At 67.9% G+C, this 16994-nt stretch carries 14 protein-coding genes; 12 read left to right on the top strand and 2 right to left on the bottom strand.

From position 1 onward, the window contains the following. The first annotated feature begins 324 nt into the window (after positions 1-324). Together ACWCP8_RS38350 and ACWCP8_RS38345 are read left to right on the top strand one after the other, a co-directional pair. Positions 325-1383, top strand: coding sequence for a VWA domain-containing protein (locus ACWCP8_RS38350; protein ID WP_451121052.1), 1059 nt, complete (start codon positions 325-327; stop codon positions 1381-1383). Positions 1384-2005: 622 nt separating this feature from the next. Beyond that, positions 2006-2554: a DUF1062 domain-containing protein gene (locus ACWCP8_RS38345; protein ID WP_451121050.1), complete on the top strand. Its 549-nt coding sequence runs from the start codon at positions 2006-2008 to the stop codon at positions 2552-2554. A gap of 382 nt (positions 2555-2936) precedes the next feature. Here the strand turns inward: ACWCP8_RS38345 and ACWCP8_RS38340 are convergent, their stop codons facing one another. Further along, entirely contained in the window at positions 2937-4223 is a 1287-nt protein-coding gene (locus tag ACWCP8_RS38340; protein ID WP_451121048.1) for a nucleotidyl transferase AbiEii/AbiGii toxin family protein, read from the bottom strand. A 487-nt stretch (positions 4224-4710) separates the two neighbouring features. Here ACWCP8_RS38340 and chvE point away from each other — a divergent pair, with 487 nt between their 5' ends. The 9 genes from chvE to ACWCP8_RS38295 all read left to right on the top strand — a co-directional run bounded on the left by chvE (position 4711) and on the right by ACWCP8_RS38295 (position 15694). After that, positions 4711-5826 (top strand): multiple monosaccharide ABC transporter substrate-binding protein, encoded by a 1116-nt coding sequence (gene chvE, locus ACWCP8_RS38335; protein ID WP_267009268.1) that lies wholly within the window; start codon positions 4711-4713, stop codon positions 5824-5826. Further along, complete coding sequence (gene mmsA, locus ACWCP8_RS38330) at positions 5823-7364, top strand: multiple monosaccharide ABC transporter ATP-binding protein (RefSeq protein WP_352270617.1); 1542 nt, start codon at positions 5823-5825, stop codon at positions 7362-7364. The genes chvE and mmsA overlap by 4 nt, the downstream gene beginning before the upstream one ends. A gap of 6 nt (positions 7365-7370) precedes the next feature. Next, the gene (gene mmsB, locus ACWCP8_RS38325) at positions 7371-8606 is read left to right on the top strand and encodes a multiple monosaccharide ABC transporter permease (RefSeq protein WP_352270619.1); all 1236 of its coding nucleotides are present in this window, start codon (positions 7371-7373) and stop codon (positions 8604-8606) included. Between the two features lie 254 nt (positions 8607-8860). Next, positions 8861-10027: an alpha-lytic protease prodomain-containing protein gene (locus ACWCP8_RS38320; RefSeq protein WP_352270620.1), complete on the top strand. Its 1167-nt coding sequence runs from the start codon at positions 8861-8863 to the stop codon at positions 10025-10027. Positions 10028-10381: 354 nt separating this feature from the next. Next, positions 10382-10738 carry a hypothetical protein gene (locus tag ACWCP8_RS38315; protein WP_326624581.1) on the top strand — a complete coding sequence of 119 codons (357 nt, stop codon included), beginning with the start codon at positions 10382-10384 and terminating at the stop codon, positions 10736-10738. A gap of 21 nt (positions 10739-10759) precedes the next feature. Next, positions 10760-13018, top strand: coding sequence for a telomere-associated protein Tap (tap, locus tag ACWCP8_RS38310; RefSeq protein ID WP_451121045.1), 2259 nt, complete (start codon positions 10760-10762; stop codon positions 13016-13018). Between the two features lie 9 nt (positions 13019-13027). After that, positions 13028-13585 carry a telomere-protecting terminal protein Tpg gene (gene tpg, locus ACWCP8_RS38305; RefSeq protein WP_267009287.1) on the top strand — a complete coding sequence of 186 codons (558 nt, stop codon included), beginning with the start codon at positions 13028-13030 and terminating at the stop codon, positions 13583-13585. Between the two features lie 187 nt (positions 13586-13772). Continuing rightward, positions 13773-14519, top strand: coding sequence for a VOC family protein (locus ACWCP8_RS38300; RefSeq protein ID WP_451121043.1), 747 nt, complete (start codon positions 13773-13775; stop codon positions 14517-14519). Between the two features lie 446 nt (positions 14520-14965). Beyond that, on the top strand, positions 14966-15694 hold the full coding sequence (locus ACWCP8_RS38295; protein WP_451121041.1) for a type 1 glutamine amidotransferase: 729 nt from the start codon (positions 14966-14968) through the stop codon (positions 15692-15694). On the opposite strand, the gene ACWCP8_RS38290 is transcribed toward ACWCP8_RS38295, so the two are convergent. Continuing rightward, on the bottom strand, positions 15654-16529 hold the full coding sequence (locus tag ACWCP8_RS38290) for a benzoate/H(+) symporter BenE family transporter (RefSeq protein WP_451121039.1): 876 nt from the start codon (positions 16527-16529) through the stop codon (positions 15654-15656). The two genes, ACWCP8_RS38295 and ACWCP8_RS38290, sit on opposite strands and share 41 nt — an antisense overlap. A gap of 21 nt (positions 16530-16550) precedes the next feature. Between ACWCP8_RS38290 and ACWCP8_RS38285 the strand changes: the two genes are divergently transcribed. Then, positions 16551-16901, top strand: coding sequence for a zinc ribbon domain-containing protein (locus tag ACWCP8_RS38285; RefSeq protein ID WP_451121037.1), 351 nt, complete (start codon positions 16551-16553; stop codon positions 16899-16901). The last annotated feature ends 93 nt before the right edge of the window (positions 16902-16994 follow it).

Genomic DNA, 16994 nt, shown 5'->3' with positions numbered 1-16994 from the left:
GGGAGTCTAGTCCGTAAGACGACCTGGTCCTCCCCGCCGACGCGGGGGTGCTCCGACGCCACGCCTTCCTGATCTCTTCTATCGCAGGCGCGCGGCTTCAGTCGTTCGGGAGGCGCCGGCAGCCTTCCGTGCGCTCTGGCCGGACGGTAGGGAAGCCGCACGACGGTCCGCTTCCGGTGAGCCGACATGGACGATCGCCGGCCGTCTCCTGGGGCCGGACACAGCACTGGATGCAAGCGGGTGATTGAGCGTCAAACGCCGTTGTCAGTGCCTCCCCATAAAGTGAAGACATCACTCGGGGAGCCTCGGAGGGGGAGCACAAACGTGTCCGCAAACAAGATCCAGCACAAGGTGAATCACGTCGCGCTGGTAGTGGACTGTTCGGGTTCAATGCGTCCGCACCAGAGTCAACTCATTCGGGTCGTGGACGAGTTCGTGGCGGGGTTGAAGGCCGAGTCGGACAGCCTCGGCCACGAGACACGGATCAGCCTCTACTCCTTCGACCACAAGGTGGAGAATCTGGTCTGGGACATGGACGTGAAACATCTGCCGTCCATGCGGGGGCTGTACCAGGTCAACAATGGCGCTACGGCCCTCATCGAGGCTTCTCTGAAATCCCTGGACGACTTGGGCCATATTTGGGAGGAATACGGCGAGCACAGCTTCCTCCAGATCGTCGTGACGGACGGTGAGGAGAACGCCTCCGGCGGCGACAGGCGGCACGACGGCGACATGGCCATCCTTGGCCCCTGGCTCGACAAGATCGCGGCGAAGATGAGCGGGCTTCCGGGCCACTGGACTTCCGCGATCCTCGTTCCGAACTCCCTGGCCAAGCGCACTGCCCAGAACTACGGTTTCCCGGCCGGGAACATCGCCATCTGGGATGCGGATTCCCAGAAGGGTGTCGAGGAGGCGATCGGCACCGTGCGCGCTGCCGCCACCAGCTTCCTCCGTGGGCGAGAGCAGGGGGTACGCGGCACGAAGAACCTGTTCGCCGTCGGCCAGGACATATCGGTTGACGATGTGCGGGTGAATCTCGAACCGATTCCGGCTGACAAGTACCGGCTCCTGAAAGTCGACCAGGAGGTCGAGATTCGCCCCTTCGTCAACTCGCATCCGGGCGTGACGTACGAACGTGGTTCGTGTTACTACCAGCTGGGCGCCCGGGCTCAGGTTCAGCAGAACAAGGAAGTCATCGTGGTCGAGAAGGACACCGACCGCGCCTATACGGGCGACGCGGCACGCAGCCTTTTGTTCGGTACGGATGTCCAGGGGACCGTTTCCGTGAAGGCGGGGAACAACCCCAAGTTGGAGGTGTACGTGCAGAGTCGTTCGGTGAATAGGAAGCTCAAGCCGGAGACGCGTCTGCTCATTTTGCTCTGAAATCAATGAGCGCACAGCGGGGTGGTCCGGGAGCAGCCTGCCCCCACTGCTCGACACCGCCGTGAGCAATAGATGTCGCCCTGTGTGGTCACTGGCGGCACGGGGCGGCGCGAAGGCCGGGGGTTGTTCACAGACACTGACAGCGACGCCTGTCTCGCATTCTGGCGAAGTGGGTGGCCCTGGCGCCTGCACCAGCCCAAAGGGGCAGGAACGTTGTGCACGTTCGGCTGTACCGACCGGCCGGTGCACGTTCCGGTGTACGCCGACAGGGAGTGCCGACCTGACGCGCGAGCAGCATCCTCCCCGCCGACGCGGGGAGGGGCCAGGTGACGCACGAGGTCCGACAAGCGGACCTGCGTCTTCCACGGCACCGTCGCCGTCGCCGCGATCTGGCTCTGGCTTCGTCCATGAGTCGCCGGACAGAACCTGGCGGTGAGGCGCTCGAAAACCGGTGGAACAGCGCCGCTGTGCGCCATTACCGTGCTGTCGATCCGAGTCGTCTAGTCAAGGACACGCCGTTGTACACCCTGTGAGACCTCCCGAGCGCTGAATCGTCGCGCGTCGCACATGTGCGCCGCGCTCCTTTTTGCTGCGGACTTCTCACTGAAACCGGTGTACTTCTGTGCTCGAAAACTGGGTGGTCGTGCCCACCTGCCTGCCGCTCGTTCTCCGCCGTTGCCACGCGTGCGCGTCCGAGCGCTTCCGGGCAAGCGGTAAATTTCGCGTCAATGCAAACCACAAGCTCATCGACGCCTGGCTCCTCGCGCTCTGCACCGCTTGCGGGGAAACTGTAAAGCTCACGGTCCTGGAGCGGTGGAATGTGCGCTCCATACGACCTGAGCTGTTGGACCGGCTGCATGGCAACGACCCTGGCCTGGCAGCTGAGCTGCTCCAGGATCCGGTCGTGCGGCGCCGTAATCGCATCGCCCTCGACTGGGACAACGCCTGGCGCCTCGACACCGGCGCATCGGATCACCTGGACTGCGAGGTGATCGACGTCTCGGTCCGCTTTGCGGCACGGATCCCTGTCCGGCCGGTGCGACTGATCGCTGAAGGTTGCGGTCTTTCGCGGGCCGAGGTCGAGAGACTGATCACGGAGGGGAAACTGGTTTCGGCAGTCCGGCTGAGCGGCAAGCTCTCCGGCAACTTCACCTTCACGCTTAAGCGCTGATCCCTCCTCGGGACCATGGGCCTGTCCGGCAAGATCCGCCGGACAGGCCCATGGTCCTCCCCGCCGGCATGGGGTGGCCGGTGTGGGTCGTGGCGGGCGTCGTCCTGCTGGCGCTGGTCGGAGGGGGCAGCTGATGGGCTTTTCGGGATGGCGGGAACTCGATCTCGGACATCGGCTCTGCCCCTGGCGAGCAGTTCCTGGTTCGCGCGGCCGCCTCCGACTTCGGGGCCCGGCACCGGGACTCGGTCGGCAAGATCGTGTGGGCGACCGTTCCCCGGACGCCCCTGCCCGTCGGCTCCTTGACGGCCGGCGCTTCAGCTGTCGGCTCTTCGGTCGGGTGACTCGAGACGGAGTCGCCGACGCGCAGTGCATCGGACCGCCGTCATCGCAACTCGTCGAGGGCCCGACGGCAGGCGTCCGGGTTCTCCCGCCAGTAGAGCCAGCTGCTCCCGTCCGTCAGGACTGCGGCGAGTGCGTCCTCCGGGGAGAGGCGCTCACGTCCCACGATCTCGCGAACGATCACGGTCGCAGCCGTCAGTCCGTCGCTGCCGCCCTCGCAGAGATGCCCGAGGGCGGACTCGGGGTGGTCGGCGGCCGTTGCGCGGGTGGACTCCACCAGCGGCTGCAGCCACCGGGCCCACCGGCTGTAGCCGTCCTCTCCCGGTCGCTCCGCCGTCTCCAGGAGCGGTCCGAGCGCGCGGGCGAGGCGCCCCCGATAGCTTGACGCATCCTCCGTGACCCAGGGGTGTTCGGCTGTGAAGTGAGGCCAGCCAGTCTCCACATCCAGGTCATCGAGCCACCAGGTACCGGCAGGCCTCACCCCATCCGCGCCGCTGAGCACGAAGGCGTCCCGCACCAGTTCGTAGGACGGCGGGGTGTGTTCCGCCAGCAGGACCGCGTCGTACAGGTCCTTGCCCTGCGGATAGGCGTCGGTGACCAGCCACAGCAGCTTCCAGGCCAGCGACAGGGCGGGGGAGACGGCCGGTACCCGGCAGCCGGGACCGTCACCCAGCGGCCGGAGCCCGGTGAGTTCGGCCGGGGTCGGCAGGGCCTCGTTGAACACCACATCCAGCTGTACGGTGCCACCGGGAATCCCCGACGCAGTCCACGGCAGGAGCATGCGGCGGCCCGGAACCCGGTCGTACGTCCAGATCTTCTCGGTCACCATGGCGGCCGCGTCGATCCGGACGGCGCCGCGCGCGGCTGCCGCGGCATCCCGGGCGATCGTGTCGAACAGACCCGAGGTCCGCGGTCCGTCCATGGCCCAGTCCTGAGGTACGACGAGGAAGTCCAGGTCGCCCGGATCACGGGCCGCATCCCCGAACCAGGTTGCCATCAACACGCTGCCGCGCAGCACCAGATGGCGGGCCCAGGGGCCCTCCGCGACAGCCGCGAGCACCGTATCGAGCACGGTCCGCCGCGCCCGGTACCAGGCCCGGCCCGTCGCGGCATCCTCGAAGTGCGGCTCCCCGGCCCGGTAGGCGTTGGCGAACTGTTTCAACGCAGGTTCGAAGATCGCCGGGTGATGCATGCCGGCGGAGGCGGGCAGCAGCGTTGCGGGGAGATCCGCGTGCCGCCGTGTCGCGTCGTCGAGGGGCGCATGCGGGATGTGCGGGGAGCCGGCCCACAGCCTCGTCCAGGAGGAGGTGTCGTCGGCGGAGGGCGTCATGGTGATGGCTCCCGAGCAGAGGTGCGGCATGGTCCGCCTTGTCCGAGGCGGCAGTTGACGTTTCGAGCGGCTGTGAGCGCCTCACGACAGCATAGGTTCCCAGGCTGTACGGGCAGTTCCCCGGGCCGGCGCCAGCACCCGTGCCGGAGCGATGGGAGCCGGCCTCGGAACGGCCGAAACTGGCTCCGGCGACCTGCTTGTCGTAGTCGCGCGTGCGCGAACCATTGACACTCTCCCCGACCCCTCACTACGGTCACGCCAGAATTTCGAACGGGTGACGAAATATCGAACGCCCTAGGAGCTATAGGAGTTACGCGAGCCTCAGGAGCAACCGCCTTGCCGTTCAAGGGGATCGGCTGATCGTCCGGCAGTCACGAATGGGCACGCTCAGCGATTCGAACCTTGTCCGATATACCGAACGCTCGATGGGGTCCACTCCCTGTCGGGCCAACTTCCGCCGTTTCCCTCGTACTCCGGAGGACCGATCATGCGCACGACCCGTACGCGTACTGCAGCAGCCGCCCTGACAGCCGTTGCGCTGTCCCTCTCACTTGCCGCCTGCGGGCAGAGCGGCGCCGGCGGCAGCAAGGAGGAGAAGGCGGGTGGTAAGGGCTCCACCATCGGTATCGCCATGCCGACCAAGTCGTCGGAGCGCTGGATAGCCGACGGCCGCAACATGGTCGCCGAGTTCAAGAAGCTCGGCTACAAGACCGATCTGCAGTACGGCGAGGACGACGTCGACCAGCAGGTCTCCCAGATCGAGAACATGATTACCAAGGGTGTGGACGTCCTGGTGATCGCGGCGATCGACGGCCGGGCGCTGAGCGACGTCCTGCGGCAGGCGGGGGAGCAGAACATCAAGGTCATCTCCTACGACCGGCTCATCCTCGGCAGCCCGGACGTCGACTACTACGCCTCCTTCGACAACGAAAAGGTCGGCGAACTCCAGGCTGGTTACCTCGTCGACAAGCTCGGCCTGAAGTCCGGCTCCGAGAAGGGGCCCTTCAACATCGAGCTGTTCGCAGGATCGCCGGACGACAACAACACGCGGTACTTCTTCCAGGGCGCCTGGAAGACCCTCAAGCCGTACATCGACAAGAAGCAGCTCGTGGTCCGCAGCAAGCAGACGAAGCTGGACCAGATCACCACCCTGCGCTGGGACGGCGGCACGGCACAGAAGCGCATGGACGACCTGCTGACCAGCGCCTACTCGTCGGCCGAAGTGGACGCCGTACTCTCCCCGTACGACGGCATCTCCATCGGCATCATCTCGGCGCTCAAGTCGGACGGCTACGGCACCAAGTCGAAGCCCTACCCGGTCGTCACCGGCCAGGACGCCGAGGTCGCGTCCGTGAAGTCGATCATTGCGGGACAGCAGACCCAGACCGTGTACAAGGACACCCGGGCTCTGGCCAAGCAGGCGGTCCAGATGGCCGACGCCGTACTCCACGACAAGAAGCCCGAGGTCAACGACACCACGACGTACAACAACGAGAAGCGTGTCGTGCCGTCCTTCCTCCTGGACCCGGTCAGCGTCGACAAGACCAACTACCAGGCGGAGCTGGTCGATTCGGGTTACATCAAGGAGAGCGACCTCCGATGACCGTGCCGGTCCTCGAAATGCGGTCCATTGTAAAGACCTTCCCCGGCGTCAAGGCGCTCTCGGACGTCTCCCTGACCGTCGCGGAGGGCGAAGTGCACGCCCTCTGCGGGGAGAACGGTGCCGGTAAGTCGACCCTGATGAAGGTTCTCAGCGGAGTGCATCCGCACGGGAGCTACGAGGGCGAGATCCGATTCCGCGGCGAGCGCTGTGCGTTCAAGGACATCCGTGCCAGTGAGGCACGCGGGATCGTGATCATCCACCAGGAACTCGCCCTGGTGCCGTACCTCTCCATCGCGGAGAACATCTTCCTCGGCAACGAACACGCCAACCACGGCTTCATCAGCTGGAACGAGACACTGCGGCACGCCGCCGCCCTCCTGGAACGGGTCGGGCTGCGTGAGCACCCGCAGACCAGGGTCGCGGACATCGGGGTCGGCAAACAGCAGCTCGTCGAGATCGCCAAGGCCCTCGCCAAGAAGGTCGAACTGCTGATCCTCGACGAACCGACCGCCGCACTCAACGACGAGGACAGCGCTCAGCTCATCAGCCTCATCAAGGAGCTGAAAGGGCAAGGGATCTCCTCGATCATCATCTCGCACAAGCTGGGCGAGATCGCGGCGGTCGCCGACTCGGTCACCGTCATCCGCGACGGCCGCACCGTCGAGACTCTCGATGTGCACGCCGAGGCGACCACCGAGGACCGCATCATCCGCGGCATGGTCGGACGCGACCTCGACCACCGCTTCCCCGAACGGACCAGGTACGAGGGCGATCCGGGCACCCACCCTGCCCTGGAGATCCGCGACTGGACCGTGCACCACCCCATCGACCAGCACCGCAAGGTCGTCGACCGGGCCCACGTCGAGGCCCGGCGGGGCGAGATCGTGGGCATCGCCGGCCTGATGGGCGCGGGGCGCACCGAACTGGCGATGAGCGTCTTCGGACGCAGCTACGGCCACAACATCAGCGGCAAGGTCTTCAAGGACGGTAAGGAGATCCGTACCCGCACCGTCCCGGAGGCTGTCCGGCACGGCATCGCCTACGTCACCGAGGACCGCAAGCAGTACGGCCTCAACACCATCGACACCATCGGCCGCAACATCACCCTCAGCGCCCTGGACAAGGTGGCGCGGCGCGGAGTCGTCGACGAGCACGAGGAGACCCGGGTCGCGGAGTCGTACCGGAAATCCATGAACATCAAGGCCCCGACCGTCTTCGAGCAGGTCGGCAGGCTCTCCGGCGGCAACCAGCAGAAGGTCGTCCTCAGTAAGTGGATCTTCGCCGGACCTGATGTGCTGATCCTCGACGAACCCACCCGCGGCATCGATGTAGGCGCCAAGTACGAGATCTACACCGTCATCGACCGGCTCGCCGCCGAAGGCAGAGCAGTCGTGCTGATCTCCTCCGAACTGCCCGAACTCCTCGGCATGTGCGACCGCATCTACACCATGTCGGCCGGCCGGATCACCGGCGAAGTCCCGCGTGCGGAGGCCACCCAGGAGGTCCTGATGCGCCATATGACCAGCGACAAGAGGTAGCAGGAAATGTCCCAGGCCCCCACCGAGACCCCGCAGCGCCCGACGCCGGCCACAGCGGCAGTGCCCGCGGCCACCGGCACCCTCCTCCTGGACGCGGCCCGCCGCAACATGCGCCAGTACGGGATGCTCATCGCCCTCGGACTGATCGTCGTGCTCTTCGAGATATGGACCGACGGCGTCCTTCTCAAGCCGAACAACGTCACCAATCTGGTGCTCCAGAACAGCTACATCCTCGTCCTGGCCATCGGCATGATGATCGTCATCATCGCCGGCCACATCGATCTGTCGGTCGGCTCGCTGGCCGCCTTCGTCTCCGCCGCCTGCGCCGTGATGATGGTCGAGCAGGATGTGCCATGGGTCCTGGCCCTGGTCCTCGCCCTCGTCGTCGGAGCGGTCGCCGGAGCATGGCAGGGCTTCTGGATCGCGTACGTCGGCATCCCGTCGTTCATCGTCACGCTGGCCGGAATGCTGCTCTTCCGCGGCGGCACCCAGATCCTTCTCGGCAGCCGCTCGCTCGGTCCGTTCCCCGAAGGCTTCCAGAAGATTTCCACCGGCTATCTCCCGGAGGTCGGTCCGCACACCAACTATCACAATCTCACCCTTCTCATGGGCCTCGGACTTCTGGCCTTCGCCCTGATCCAGGAGGTCCGCGACCGGCGGCGGCAACAGCGGTACGGACTCGATGTCCTGCCCAGGAACCTCTTCCTCGCCAAGTGCGTGGCCATGGGCGCGGCAGTACTCGCCTTCACGATGACCCTGGCCAGCTACCGCGGCGTCCCGGTCGTCCTGCTCCTGCTCGCCGTACTGCTCATGGGCTTCGGCTACGTCATGCGCAACGCGATCGTCGGACGCCATGTGTACGCGCTCGGCGGCAACCGGGCAGCAGCGAAGTTGTCGGGAGTGAAGGACCAGCGCGTCACCTTCTTGGTATTCGTGAACATGGGGGTGCTCGCCGCCCTCGCCGGCATCGTCTACGCGGCCCGCCTCAATGCAGGCGTCCCTCAGGCCGGCACCAACTTCGAACTGGAGGCCATTGCCGCCGCGTTCATCGGTGGCGCCTCGATGAGCGGAGGCGTCGGCACGGTGTTCGGCGCCATCATCGGCGGCCTGGTGCTCGGTGTACTCAACAACGGTATGTCGCTGGTGGGCATCGGCACCGACTACCAGCAGGTCATCAAGGGCTTTGTCCTGCTTGCCGCGGTCGGGTTCGACGTCTACAACAAACGCAAGGCCGGCTCCTGACCGTCGCTGCCGCTCGGCAGAAGTCACGCCCACGCAGGACCAGGAACCAGCAGGCTCTCGTCGCCGGCGCAACTGCCCGGCGACGAGAGCCTGAACCATCGGGCGCACACCTGCGCAGTCATTGGCATGGACCTGACGATGGCACTGCATTACAGTCTGTCGCGGCACACTCTGAGAGCGCTCTCAGGTGAGAGGTCTCGGACGCCTGCTGTTCCTCCCCCACCAATGTCGGAACAACAGAAGGGTCCATTCCCTTGAGACGTACAACAGTGTTACGCACCGGTCTGTCCGCCATACTTCTGCTCGGAGCCTGGGCAGCGGCGGGCATCGCCCCCGCCTCTGCCGCAGACGCCCCTTCCGCCGCATCCACGACCTCCATCGCCAAGGCGCCGGCCTCGGCCGGCCTGCTCTCCGCGATGCAGGAGGACCTGGGTCTGACGGCGAGCCAGGCCAAGGCACGTCTGACCGCGGAGAAGGCGGCAACGGCCGTACAGGGAAAGGCTCGACGGGCGGCAGGGCCGTCGTACGGCGGTTCCTGGTTCGATCCGGCAACGGGCAAGCTCACGGTCGCCGTCACCAGTGACAAGAAGGCTGGTGCCGTACGCGCGACCGGCGCGGCAGTCCGGCTGGTGGCCCACAGTGCGCGTCAGCTCGATGCGGCCAAGGCGGAGCTCGACGCGCGCTTCGCGCCCGACGGTGTCGCCAGCTGGCACGTCGACCCGAAGGCCAACCGGGTCGTGGTGAACGTCGTTGCGTCGTCGGAGGATGACAACGATGTCCGCGCGTTCGTCGAGCAGGCCCGCAAGGCCGGACCGGTGCTCGTGCAGCGGACGTCCGAGGCACCGAAGACCTTCTCCGCCGGGACGGTCGGCGGCGACCCGTACTACACGGGCAACGTGCGGTGTTCCATCGGCTTCTCCGTGTACGGCGGTTTCGTCACGGCCGGTCACTGCGGTCAGCCGGGCGCCGGGGTCAGCGGATGGGACGGCTCGTACATCGGCAACTTCCAAGGGTCCTCCTTCCCGGGCGACGACTATGCCTGGGTCAGTGTGGGCAACGGCTGGTGGACCGTGCCGGTGGTCCTCGGCTGGGGCACCGTCTCCGACCAGTTGGTCCGCGGCTCCGCGGTCGCTCCCATCGGCGCCTCCATCTGCCGCTCCGGCTCCACATCCCACTGGCACTGCGGGAATGTGCTGGCGACGAACGAGACCGTCAACTACAGTCAGGGCGCCGTCTATCAGATGACCAAGACGAGCGTGTGCGCCGAGCCGGGCGACTCGGGCGGCTCGTTCATCAGCGGCGACCAGGCACAGGGCGTCACTTCGGGCGGCTGGGGCAACTGCAGCAGTGGCGGTGAGACCTGGCACCAGCCGATCAACGAGATCCTCAACCGGTACGGGCTGACGCTGCACACGGCCTGACGGCTCCGGCAGTACGGCGGCGACACGTCGGCGGAGTCGTACGCCATGGTCCCCGTCGACTCCGTGCCCCGTCTCCGAGGCCTGCCGCGACAGACTCTCCACCGAGTCCTGTCGCGGCAGGCCTTTCGTGCGAGGAGCCGGTCGGACCCCAGCACCAACCTCACGAAAGCCTCCCGCACAGTCACGGGCTGAACAGACCGGCCCGACCAGCCGGAACCGATGTCGCCGTCGTGTCGGTCGCAGGGCACATTTTTTATGAGGCTATAAACAGTGTTGTTCTGTACTAGGGTTGGTTTCATCGGCTGATCGACCGACTGAGTCAGCCGGATGCGCGGGCGAGTGGGGAGGGGCTTGATGCTGGCTGTGGATGTGAGGGCCTCGCTCCGTGCCGGCCGGACCGTTGAGGACGGTGCCGCCCGCTGGTGGCGTTTCTCGGCCCAGACCGTCGCCCGGCACGGCGACTTCCTGCTGGCCTTCGTCGACGGCGGGGTCTGTGTCGGTGCGTATCGGATCCTCGATTCTGCGCCCGATGCCGGCGAGGGCGGCAAGTACACCTTCGACCTGACTCCGGCCGCCCGCTTCCAGTGGGCTCTGGGGCAGCGGCTCCCGTTGCCCCCAGGGCGCAATCCCGCCCGTATTCTCACAGGCCAGCACCTGCGCGAGTTCCTGGACGCGGCCCCCTACCGCCCTTCCGGCAGCGACCGGGACTGACACCGAAGGAGCAAGCGCCGTATGGCCAGCAAGCCCGACCCCGTCGACGCCCTGCTCAAGTCCGGGCCGCGCCGCACTCAACTGCCCGAGCCCGCCGAGCGGGCGCGCCTTCGTACCGGCTACGGGCTCACTCAAGCGGAGATCGCCGAAGCCCTCGACGTCACCCGGACGACGGTGGCCGGGTGGGAAGCCGGCCGCAGTGAGCCCCAGGGCGCAACCCGGGCCGCGTACGCGAAGCTGCTGGACGGCATCGCGGCCCAACTGGCCGCCGCAGCCGAAACACCGGCCGCCACCCACGTGCCGACCAGCGCGCCGAGCGCGGCGACGGACAGTGCCGTGACGGGCACGCCCACGGGGCAGCAGGCTTCCGGGAGCAGGAACACTACGGACAGGTCCGCGGGGGCCACGACGGGCAGCGCCGTGCCGTATCGGCCCGCCCCCGAGAGGTCCACCGCCCCCGAGAGCCCCACTGTCTCCAACAGGTCCACCGCCCCCGAGAGCCCCACTGTCTCCAGCAGGACCACCGCCCCCAGGAGGACCACATCCCCCGAGGGGCGACCGACCCCCGCCTCATCCGCCCTGTCGGCCTCCCCCGATCCCCGGTTCATGAACGGACCGCTGGCCGTCCTGGACGGCGACGGATCGGCCTACGCTCTTGGCGGTCTCGTCCTGGACTGCCCGGCCAGGGACATCCCCTCCCTCGTCGACTGGACGCTCGCTGAGGCGAAACTCGGCGCTGCCCGTCTGCATCGGAACGGCAGGGACGCCGACCCCTTGATCGTGCTCACCGCCTCCGCCGCCGCCCGTTTCGGTCTGCCTGCCGAGCTGGCGGACCGCCGCACGCTGCGTCTGCCTGAGGACCACAAGGTGGTCAAGCGGATTTCAAAGGCGGGGTGGCGGTTGACGCGGCGTGGGTTCGGACCGTGGGTGCGCGTCTACCGTCCGGTTCAGGGTGGTCGACGTCAGTGTGTGCAGCTGGCGATCCTGCCGTGGGACGCACTGGATTCCCGAGCCTGGGGCGGTGCCGATCAACTCCAGCCGGCCGCGCTGGCCCAGGTGCTGGGCACGTACGCGGCCCGCGTGATCACTCCGTGTGGCTCGGCGGCGGTGGCTGGGCTGGAGCTGATGACCGCGCTGCGTCCGCCGACTCGTGCGGTGCTGGACGAGGCGTCAGGCGGGTGGACTTCGGGGCCCGTGCCGGGTTCGCTCACCCACCCGGTCGACCCGGCGCCGCCGGAGGCACCGGATGAGCATCCCGTGGTTGTCACGCTGTACCCCCATGGCCATGTGCGTACTCACGACGAGGTCCTGGACGAGGAAGCGTTCGACTGGTTCCGTGATCCGCAACTGCTCACTGACGGGGAGTGCGTCAAGAGTTTCGCGGTCGGCATCGACGTGAACACCGCCTTCCTCGCCGCCGCGAACCGCCTGATCGTCGGTCTCGGAGAACCGGTCCACGTCACCACACCGGTCTTCGACAAGAAGGTGCCGGGCTGCTGGCTGGTCGATCTCTCCGAGATCGCCCTGGATCCGCGCCTGCCGTCACCGTTCACCCCGCACGGCGTCCCACCCACGGGCCCCGCCTGGTACGCGACACCCACCGTCGCGTACGCCGCCGAACTCATCAGTACGCAGGGTCTCGACGCACGGATCCAGCCGACCGAGGCATACATCCGCCCGGAGGCCGGCCCGTACCTGGATCCCTGGTACAAAGTCCTGGCCGAGGCGTACAAGGAGACCATGGCCGACCTCGGTGTCGGTTTCGGGATGGCGGAGGACGAATTCCTGACCGCGATGGAGCACCACAAGCAGTCCGACCCGGGACTGGTGGCGGTGCTGTCGGCGATCAAGGCGACGGTCAAGGGAGGGATCGGGAAGCTGAGGGAGCGCCCGCAGGGGGCGAAGTACCGCTCGGGCGAGCCGTGGTCCGCCCTGGCACGCCCGACCTGGCGGCCCGACATCCGCGCCGCGGTCATCTCGACGGCCCGGGTGAACATGCACCGCAAGATGGTCAAGCTGGCCACGGCGGCCGATCTGTTCCCGATCGCGGTCCTGTCGGACTGCGCTGTGTATCTGTCCGACGGACCCTCGCCGCTGGACTTCCTGCCGCGCACCCCCGACGGCAGGCCGCTGCCCGGTGGATTCCGCCTCGGGGTGAGCCCCGGCATGGTCAAACACGAAGGCACCCAGGACCTGATGTGGGCCGTCAAGATGCTCGACCAGGGCCACAACCCTGCCCGCCACATCAAGGGCACCGACGCCGCGGCAGACGGAGAGTAGGACACCCGGATGGGGAAGATCGGCGACAGCCTGGAGAGGGCCGAGGCGGCCTCGTTCACCCGCCCGCTCCCGAAGACCGCTCCGGCACAGATGCGCTTCCTGGTCAAGAGTGAGAGAGGCTCGACCCGGGCGGCAGCCGACCGCCTGGGTGTCTCCCAGCGCACGGTCGAACGGTATCTGACGGGTCAGTTCAAGCACCCGCGCAGAGACCTCGCCGCCCGGCTCGCCGCCGAAGTCCGCCGGGCCTGGCAGCCCCGTGTGCGCGAACGGGCCCAGAAGCAGGCGGCCGCCACGGGCGGCATCGTCGTCGAGACCCGCGCCCGGTTCGGCTTCACTGCTGCCCCGGGCAGCACGGATGACGGCCGTATCCGCCGGATCACCCAACATCTCCCAGCTGCGTATGCGGCACGGCTGTTCGACGCCCGGCAGACCGGCGCCTCCGAACAGCAGCTGCGCACCATCGTTGCCGAAGGTCTCCAGGAGATCTACTTCAAGGACGGGGGACGCCGGGCCGACGACCTACTGGTGGAGTTCACCGACATCGACTACGTCGAGCTTGAGTACTGACGCCGCGCTGTATCCCTCATCACCCTCAGGGCTTGTGACTTACCACTTCATCTGCCGAGTGAGCAGTTGACCTGGCGGGGCCGAGCGCTCTGGTTGGTGAGCTGAGGAATGCGGCTGGTGAGCGGGTTGATCTCTGTTTGGCGACGGTACCTGCGGATGTCGTTGCAGAGTGCATAGGATCGCCGGCATGGCACTGCGACCTGTTCAGGTGAACATAAAGGCTCTTGATGACTCGGCGGTCGGCCGGTTCTGGGCGGAGGCGCTCGGCTGGGGTGTTTCCAGCGAGGGTCCCGGCGTGACCAACGTTGAACCCGGCGGCGGTTTCGTCTGGCCGGACCCGGTCGCCGTCTGCGTCGACGTCGTTACCGTCCCGGAACCCAAGACCACAACAAAGAACCGTGTGCACCTCGATCTTGCCACCACCTCTGCGGTCCATCAGGCGGAGTTGGTCGCGCGCCTCCAGGCTCTCGGTGCGACGCCCGCCCACGTGGGCCAGGGCGACGTGCCGTGGACGGTCCTCGCCGACCCGGAGGGCAACGAGTTCTGCGTGTTGGAGCCTCGGGAGATCTACCGGGACACGGGGCCGATTGCCGCGGTGGTGGTCGACTGTGCGGATCCGCGGGCCATGGCCCGGTTCTGGGGCGAGGCGATGGACTGGACCCTGCACGAGGTGACTGACGATCATGCGGTGTTGCGCTCTGCCAAGGGTGTCGGCCCGTATCTCGAGTTCCTTCGCACGCCCGGCGGGAAGTCCGTGCCGGACCGCGTTCATATTGACCTGCTGCCGTACCCCGGTGACGATCTGGAGGCGGAGGTGGCCCGGCTGCGGGCCCTCGGCGCCACCGACCTCGACCTCGGCCAGGGTGACGTCCCGTGGAGGTGCCTGGTCGACCCGGAGGGCCACGAGTTCTGCGTCCTCGCCCCGTCGTCCTGACACGGATTGACGACACCCCGACACGCGAGCTTCGTGTGCTCATGCGCCCTGACCCCGGGCGGGCTGGGCTGCGGTGTCTCGGTCGATTCGGGCACCCCTCGGCCACACGATCCGTGACGAGGGACCGCTCGTCGTACCCGTGCACCGTGGGAACCGGTACCGCGAGCCACCGAAGCCCGGCCGCCTCCGCGCGCACCGCCGCTGGGTCGTGGGCTGCCTTCACCATCACGATGCGGCCGTCGTCGAGGGTGACCGTACCGAGGTGCGAGGACAGGCGGCGCTCGGCGTGACCGGGTCGGCCGGTGAAGCGGGTCCCGGTGGCTGCGAGGTGGGACATGACGCTCAGAGTGGGGCGGCCGACCGACGGTTGACGTCGCGCGTCGCACCCTGATCTGCTGCCTTGATCAACGCAGCGAACGCAGATGCCGAGCAGGGGAGCTGAGGCGATGACGCCCTCGCACGCACCGGGCCCGCCGACCGCCGTGGTCGTACAGAACACCAGGAGCGGCGGTCCCGGCCGGGTCGGGGCCTGGCTGCGCGAGGCGGGAATCGGCCTCGAAGTGCTGCGTCCCTACGAGGGTGAGGCCCTGCCCCAAGCGCTCGGCGGCAGACCGCTCCTCGTGCTCGGCGGCGGCTTCCTGCCGGACGACGACGAGCGCGCGCCCTGGCTCCCGGCCACCCGCCGCCTTGTGGCGCAGGCGCTGGACGACGGCACGCCCGTCCTCGGCATCTGCCTCGGTGGCCAGTTGCTCGCACAGGTCGCGGGCGGCAGTGTACGTGCGCGTCACGGGCAGCCCGAGTTCGGCAGCACACAGATCCGGCTGCGCCCCGAAGCCGCCGACGATCCGCTGCTGTACGGGCTCGGCGCGACGGTTCCCGCGATCGAGCGGCACGTCGACGCGATCACCGAACTCCCGCCGGGTGCCTCCTGGTTGGCGTCCAGCGCGGCCTGCCCCCACCAGGCGTTCCGGGTCGGGGCGCGGGCCTGGGGTGTGCAGTTTCACCCGGAGGCGGAGGCCGACGGGATCGCCGGTTGGGACCGGGAGTGGCTGGCCCGGCAGGGCTTCGACAGGGACCGGCTGCACACCGAGGCCGTGGCCGACGAGGGCGCGGCGGTCTCGGCGTGGTCGGTGTTCACGCGGAGGTTCGCTCAGGTGTGCGCGAGGCTGCCGTGACCGGCCGCGGGGCGGGCGCGGATGCGGCGGCTCTGCGCCGCCGTCCCACCGACGCGATGACGCTGGTGAGCACGCCCGCGAGCAGCCCCCAGAACGCGGACCCGATGCCGAGCAGCGTCACACCGGAGGCCGTGGCGAGGAAGGTGACGACGGCCGCCTCCCTTGACGCGGGGTCCGACAGGGCACTGGCCAGGGAGGCCTCGATCGTGGCGAGCAGGCCGACCCCGGCGACGGCCAGGACGAGCGCGTGAGGCATCGCGGTGAGCAGTGAGGCTACGGTCGCGCCGAGCAGGCCGACGCACAGGTAGAAGATGCCCGCCCACACGGCCGCGAGGTAGCGCCGCTGCCGGTCGGGGTGGGCCCCGTCGCCGGTGCAGATCGCGGCGGTCATCGCCGCCAGGTTGATGCCGAACGCCCCGAACGGCGCGAGCACCGCCTGCACGGCACCCGTCCATGTCAGGACGGGCGAGACGGGCACCTCGTAGCCGGACCCGCGCAGCACGGCGACCCCGGGCAGATTCTGCGAGGCCATGGTGATGACGAACAGCGGCACGCCGACGCTGATCAGCACCTTCCAGTCGAACTCGGGAGCCGTGAACACCGGCTGAGCGAGCGACAGTCGGACCCGTTCCAGATGCCAGCCCCCGGTGAGGACGGAGGCGACGACTCCGCCGCCGAGCGCGATGAGGACCGCGTAGCGGGGGAGCAGCCGACGCGCGAGGAGATACAGCACGAAAACCGGAAACGCGATCGCGAAACTGCCGCCCATCTGGGAAAAGAGCCCCGTCCCGAACTCGAGCAGCACACCGCCGAGCAGCGCCGACGCCAGCGGCACCGGGACCTCAAGATCCGCAACATGAGCAAGACTCCCGCGCCGAAGCCGGATCCCGACCAGGCAGGCGTGTTCCTGTCCAACGGGGCCGCAGCCAAGGCCGGGCAGAACCGCTCGATAGCTGACGTCGGTTGGGGGGTGTTCCTGATGATCCTGACGAGCAAGGCTGAGAGTGCCGGCCGGGAGGTGATCGCTGTGGACCCCCGCAACACCTCAAGGCGGTGCCCCGCATGCGGGCTCACCGCGAAGGAGAACCGGCCCACCCAGGAGAAGTTCCACTGCGTAGGCTGCGGCCACCTGGCGCACGCTGACACGGTGGGAGCCATCAACGTTCTACGGGCCGGGCTGGCCCGTCGCGAGGCCAAACCGGCTTAGAGGCCGCACGGATAGGCGGGGCTCATGGGCGGCGCTTCGGGCGGTCGTCCCAGCGGTGGGTGGTCCAGGCCCGGCGGAGCAGGCTACGGACGG

The organism is Streptomyces sp. NPDC002206 (assembly GCF_053593595.1).
The sequence above is the reverse complement of the archived record's forward strand: the minus strand, read 5'-3'. Positions and strand labels throughout refer to the sequence as shown.